Annotated in this window: 6 protein-coding genes; all 6 read right to left on the reverse strand. The window is 71.9% G+C overall.

Going from position 1 to position 5,992, the window contains the following annotated elements; all coding sequences use genetic code 11:
* Positions 1-21 precede the first annotated feature (21 nt).
* Positions 22-1,065, reverse strand: coding sequence for an agmatine deiminase family protein (locus D3105_RS31485; protein WP_118906288.1), 1,044 nt, complete (start codon positions 1,063-1,065; stop codon positions 22-24).
* 162 nt (positions 1,066-1,227) lie between these two features.
* Positions 1,228-2,331, reverse strand: a complete 1,104-nt coding sequence (locus D3105_RS31490; RefSeq protein ID WP_118906289.1) for a branched-chain amino acid aminotransferase — start codon at positions 2,329-2,331, stop codon at positions 1,228-1,230.
* Between the two features lie 255 nt (positions 2,332-2,586).
* On the reverse strand, positions 2,587-3,630 hold the full coding sequence (locus D3105_RS31495) for a 3-isopropylmalate dehydrogenase (RefSeq protein WP_118906290.1): 1,044 nt from the start codon (positions 3,628-3,630) through the stop codon (positions 2,587-2,589).
* 125 nt (positions 3,631-3,755) lie between these two features.
* Entirely contained in the window at positions 3,756-3,884 is a 129-nt protein-coding gene (locus tag D3105_RS35810) for a hypothetical protein (RefSeq protein WP_010056400.1), read from the reverse strand.
* Positions 3,885-4,221: 337 nt separating this feature from the next.
* Positions 4,222-4,770, reverse strand: coding sequence for a GNAT family N-acetyltransferase (locus tag D3105_RS31500; protein WP_118906291.1), 549 nt, complete (start codon positions 4,768-4,770; stop codon positions 4,222-4,224).
* A 231-nt stretch (positions 4,771-5,001) separates the two neighbouring features.
* Positions 5,002-5,992 (reverse strand): S1 family peptidase (locus tag D3105_RS31505; RefSeq protein ID WP_133305732.1); only part of this gene is annotated, 991 nt, incomplete at its 5' end.

Here is a 5,992-nt window from a genome sequence, read left to right on the forward strand (position 1 = left end):
GGGTGCGACGGGGGGCGGGGGTCATGGGTTCGCTCGCACCTTCGGCTGCTGCTGGGTGATGCAGTGGATGCCTCCACCGCCGGCGAAGATCGTACGTGCGTCGACGAGGGTCACCGTACGGTCCGGGAAGAGGCCCCGGAAGATCGCGGCGGCCTCCTCGTCGCGCGGATCGTCGAAGGCGCAGAGGACCACGCCGTCGTTGCAGAGGTAGTGGTTGATGTAGGAGTAGTCGACCCATGCGCCGTCCTCGTCGCGCAGCACGGTGGGCGCGGGCACCTCGACGACCTCCAGGGTGCGGCCCCTGGCGTCCGTGGCGGCGCGCAGGACGGCCCGCAGCTCCCGGGTGACCTCGTGGTCGGGGTGGGCCGGGTCGGGCTGGACGTGGACGAGGACGGTGCCCGGGCGGGCGAAGGCGGCGACGATGTCGACATGGCCGAGCGTGCCGTACGTCCCGTAGTCGCCGGTCAGCCCGCGGGGCAGCCAGATGGCCTTCTCGGTGCCGAGGCGGGCGTGGATCTCCGCCTCCACCTGTTCGCGGCTCCAGCCGGGGTTGCGCTCCTGGCCGAGCTGGACGGTCTCGGTGAGCAGGACGGTGCCCTCGCCGTCCACGTGGATCGCGCCGCCTTCGTTGACGAGCGGGGAGGCGTGGGCGGGTACGCCGGTGAGCTCGGCGACGGCCCGGGCGATGTGCTGGTCGCTCTCCCAGCGGGCCCAGCCCTGGGCGCCCCAGCCGTTGAACGTCCAGTCGACGGCGGCGAGGGTGCGGCCGTCGGTGACGAAGGTGGGGCCGATGTCTCGCATCCAGGCGTCGTCGAGCGGGCGCACGACTAGCTCGACGTCGGGCCCGAGCAGCGCCGCCGCCCCCTCCTCCTGCCCCGGTCCGACCACCATCGTGACCGGCTCGAAGCGGCGTACGGCCCGGGCGACGGCGGCCCAGGCGCGGCGGGCCTCGTCGAGCTCGGCGTCGGAGGCGAAGGTGGGGTTGGGCCCCGGCCAGGCCATCCAGGTGCGCTCGTGCGGGGCCCACTCGGGAGGCATACGGAAGGGGGCGGGGGCGGTGGGCATGGAGACTCCTGGGACGAGGGTTTAGAGCGGCACTCTAACCGTCGTAGCACGCCGTCCGAAAGACCCGTTCGCCTCTGGTTTGAGCAGCACTCAATATCCCGGGCACGCAAAAGGCCGCACCGGCTGCGGAGCCGGTGCGGCCTTCTGGACGGGCCTGGGGGGCTAGCCGAGCGGGTGCATCCAGCCGTGGGTGTCCTCGACGACGCCGCGCTGGATGTCGAGAAGGCGCTCCCGCAGCTTCATGGTGACCTCGCCGGGCTCGCCGCCGCTCTGGGTCCACTCGCCGCCCTCGGACTTCACCAGGCCGACGGGGGTGATGACGGCGGCGGTGCCGCAGGCGAAGACCTCCAGGAGGGTGCCGTTCGCGGTGTCGTCGCGCCACTGGTCGATGGAGATCCGGCCCTCCTCGGAGCCGTAACCGAGGTCCTGGGCGACCTTGAGGAGGGAGTCGCGGGTGACGCCGGCGAGCAGGGAACCGGTGAGGGACGGGGTGATGATCTTCTTCGAGCCGTCCTCCTGGGCGTACACGAAGTAGAGGTTCATGCCGCCGAGCTCCTCGACCCACTTGTGCTCGACCGCGTCGAGGTAGGCGACCTGGGCGCAGCCGTGCTCGGCGGCCTCGGCCTGGGCGAGGAGGGATGCGGCGTAGTTGCCGCCGGTCTTGGCGTCGCCCATGCCGCCGGGGACGGCGCGGACGCGGTTCTCGGAGAGCCAGATGGAGACCGGCTTCACGCCGCCGGGGAAGTAGGCGCCGGCGGGCGAGGCGATGACCAGGAAGAGGTACTCGTTGGCCGGCTTCACGCCGAGGCCGACCTCGGTGGCGATCATGAACGGGCGCAGGTAGAGGGACTCCTCGCCGCCGTGGGCCGGAACCCACGCCTTGTCCTGCTGGACCAGCGCGTCGCACGCCGCGATGAACGTCTCGACGGGCAGCTCGGGCATGGCGAGCCGGGCGGCCGAGCGCTGGAAGCGGCGGGCGTTGGCGTCGGGGCGGAAGGAGGCGACCGTGCCGTCGGGCTGGCGGTAGGCCTTGAGTCCCTCGAAGATCTCCTGCGCGTAGTGCAGGGTCATGTTGGCCGGGTCCAGCGACAGCGGGCCGTAGGGGACCAGCTGGGCGTCGTGCCAGCCGCGGCCCTCGGTCCAGCGGATGGTCACCATGTGGTCGGTGAAGTGTCGGCCGAATCCGGGGCTGGCCAGGATCGCCGCGCGCTCCGCGTCGGACAGCGGGTTCGAGGAGGGCTTGAGCTCGATCGTGGGCGTCGTCATGAGTGCGTGTCCTTCACCGGTCTTGTGTGTGATGGACCGCGCTCACGCCACCTCGGCCCGACGTTTTCCGGTCAGGTCCTAGGACGTCCGAGCTTCACCGCGAGCCACGGCCCCGCGTTCGATTATCACTTGCGGGGGGCCGTGCACGAAATGGTGTGAATGCGGTCCAGAGGTCGATGGTGGCACCCGGGGGCCGCACAGGTGAAGCCGCCGGGCGCTGATGCGACCCGGCGGCTTCGAAGTGGAGTCGTCGGGTCAGCTCGCTACGCGTACCGCGAGGGCGTCGCCGATCTCGTCGGTCGTCCGCGTGGCGGCTCCGTCGCGCTCCGCGAGATCGGCGGAGACGGCGTCCTCGATGCGCGTGGCCTCGGTGTCGTAGCCGAGGTGACGCAGCAGAAGGGCGACGGAGAGGATCGTGGCGGTCGGGTCGGCCTTGCCCTGCCCGGCGATGTCGGGGGCGGAACCGTGGACCGGCTCGAACATCGACGGGAACACGCCCGTCGGGTTGATGTTGCCGGAGGCGGCCAGGCCGATACCGCCGGTGACGGCGGCGGCCAGGTCGGTGAGGATGTCGCCGAAGAGGTTGTCGGTGACGATGACGTCGAAGCGCTCCGGCTGGGTGACGAAGAAGATCGTCGCGGCGTCGACGTGCAGGTAGTCGGTGCTGACCTGCGGGTATTCGGCGGCGACCCGGTCGAAGGTGTTCTTCCACAGGTGGCCGGCGTAGACGAGGACGTTGTTCTTGTGGACCAGCGTCAGCTTCTTGCGGGGCCGGGCGGCCGCGCGCTCGAAGGCGTCCCGGACCACGCGCTCGACGCCGTACGCCGTGTTGACGCTCACCTCGGTGGCGACCTCGGCGGGGGTGCCGGTGCGCAGCGAGCCGCCGTTGCCGGTGTACGGGCCCTCGGTGCCCTCGCGGACAACGACGAAGTCGATGTCGGGGCGGCCGGCGAGCGGGGTCGCGGTGTTCGGGAAGAGCTTGGAGGGGCGCAGGTTGATGAAGTGGTCGAAGGCGAAACGCAGCTTCAGCAGCAGCCCGCGCTCCAGGACGCCGGACGGCACGGACGGGTCGCCGATCGCGCCGAGGAGGATGGCGTCGTGGTTCTTGAGGGCTTCCAGCTCCGCGTCCGGGAGGGTGTCGCCGGTACGGTGCCAGCGCTGGGCGCCGAGGTCGTACTCCTTGGTCTCCAGCTTCACATCCTGCGGGAGGACAGCGTTGAGGACCTTGAGGCCCTGGGCCACGACTTCCTGGCCGATTCCGTCACCGGGGATCACTGCGAGATCGATGCTGCGAGACATGCCGGGAGCCTAACGGTGCGTCCCACCCCATGACATCCGGCGTCCGCCATATGGACGGACGCAAGGATGTTCGGGGTGGGGTGGGTGGTACGGCGGGACGGGCGGAATACGGCTGCGGAGGCGGCTCAGTGGCCGGTCTCGCCGCCGTTGTCGCGGCGGTCCAGGGCGCGCTGGAGGGCGGCGGCGGCGTTGCGGCGCTCGGCCTCGGCCTGGCGGGAGGTGTGACGGACGCGGCGGACAGTGGTCTCGGCCATGATGGATCGACTCCTTGAGATTCCTGAGATCGCGTGGCACCGGCGCGGGCGGTGGAGCGCCGCGCGGTGGTGGGGAACGGGATCGGATTTCGAGGTGCCGGAAGGGGCGGGGAGCGTACGCGGCAGGGGTTACCTGCTTCGGGCGTGCGCCACCATCCGCCGGTCGCTCGATCGAGCGATGCGTTCGGCTTCTACCAAGTTAGGACAGTCGGGCCGTCCTGTCTCCACAGTTAGTCGGACTTCCTACTATCTGAGACGGCCTCTTGGATCGGCGCAGGTCACAGCCCTGGAGGCAGTCCGTCCGGGAGCGGCCCCCGGCCCGGAGGAGTCCGTCGGCTCAGAGGAGGTCGCCGTCGCGCCAGTCGAAGGCCAACGCGTGGGCGGCCCCGGGCAAAGACTGTCCGGCAGCCGCGCGGACGTAGGTGCTGCCCTCCTCCTCGGGGAGCGGGAGCGGGCCGTCCGGGCCGAGGGCGGTGAGCCGGCCCGGCCAGACCTGCCAGCCGCGCGCGGCGTACAGGGCCGCGCCCGCGTCGGAGGCGGAGAGGGCCCCGAAGTCGTGGGCCGCGTCGATGACGTGCTCCAGGGCGGCCATGACCCGGTGGCCGAGGCCCTCGCGGCGGCGGTCGGCGCGGACGGCGACGCCTTCGACGTAACCGGCGCGGTAGGAGCGGTCCGCGTGCAGGACGCGGCGCTGGACGACGGAGCCGTGGGCGATCAGGAGGCCGTCCGTGTCCCGGATCAGGGCGTGGACGCCGCCGAGGGCGTGCTCCCAGTCCTCGTCGGCGAAGTCGCCGTCGAAGGCGGCATCCAGCAGGTCGCGGATCTCCGCGCGCTCGGCGGGGGTCAGCTCGTAGGTGGGGGCGATGCGCACGGCGGGCTCGGTCATGGGGCCCATCCTCGCGCCCGGGCGGCGCGGACCGCACATGGATAACCCGCCCGGGCGGCGCGGACCGCGCACGGGCAGGCGGAGCACACATGGATAACCCGCCCGGACCGGGGGCACGGCGGTCCGGGCGGGCATCGGTTGCCTGCAGTACGGGAGCGTCGGCGGCTCGGTCGGCCGTCACGTCGTACGTCTCGTGGCTCGGCCGACCTTCACCGGCGTACGGGTCGTGGGTCAGTACACCGTCACGCCGTACGCGGAGAGCGCCTCGGTGACCGGCTGGTGGATGGCCGAGCCCGCGGTGCCCGAGCAGCCGGAGCTGCCGGAGTGGATGCCGAGGGCGACGGATCCGGCGAAGTGCGCGCCGCCGCTGTCGCCGCCGGCCGAGCAGGCGGTGGTGCGGACCATGTTGTAGACGGGCCCGTCACCGTAGTTGACGGTGACGTTGACGGCGGTGACCGTGCCGGAGGTCAGCTTGGTCGTGGAGCCGCTCTTCTGGATCGCCTGGCCGACGACGGCGTTGGCGGCCGAGGTGATGTCGCGGGTGGAACCGTTGTAGAGGTCGACGGTTCCGGCGGGCGAGGAACCGTCGGTGTAGCGGACGATGCCGTAGTCATTGGTCGGGAAACTGGTGCCCTCGCGGACGCCGATGACGGAACCGCCCGAGCTGGCCGACCAGTTGGCGGAGATGTTGGTGCAGTGCCCGGCGGTCACGAAGTAACGGGCCCCGCCCTTGGTGACGTTGAAGGCGGCCGAGCAGCGGCTGCCGCCGCCGTAGATCGCGCCGCCGCCCAGTACCTCGCGGCGGAACTCACCGGGGACGCGCTTGATGGAGACCGCTCCGTCGAGCCGTTCGGCGACGGCTTCGAGGCGGGCCATGTCCCGGGCGGAGACGGAGGAGTCGGCCTCGACGGCGACCCGGTTGGTGCGCGGGTCGACACCCCAGGAGGTACCGGCGATCTTCGCCTCGGCCTCCAGGGTCTCCATGGCGGCGTCGAGCTGGGCGGCGCTGCGGGCCACCCGGCGGACGGTGGCGCCGGTGGCGCGGGCCTGCTCCTCGGCCCGGTCGGTGGTGACGGTGACGACCAGCTTCCCGGTCTTCGCGTCGAGGTAGGTTCCGGCGGTGGCGGCGCCGAGCGCGCGGTCGACCTTGGCGTCGAGGGCGTACGCGGACGGGGCGGGGATCGCCGAGGGGGCGGCGGCCGGGGTGCCGGCGGCGGTGGAG

The sequence above is a fragment of the Streptomyces globisporus genome, assembly GCF_003501885.1.
Taxonomy (GTDB): domain Bacteria; phylum Actinomycetota; class Actinomycetes; order Streptomycetales; family Streptomycetaceae; genus Streptomyces; species Streptomyces globisporus_D.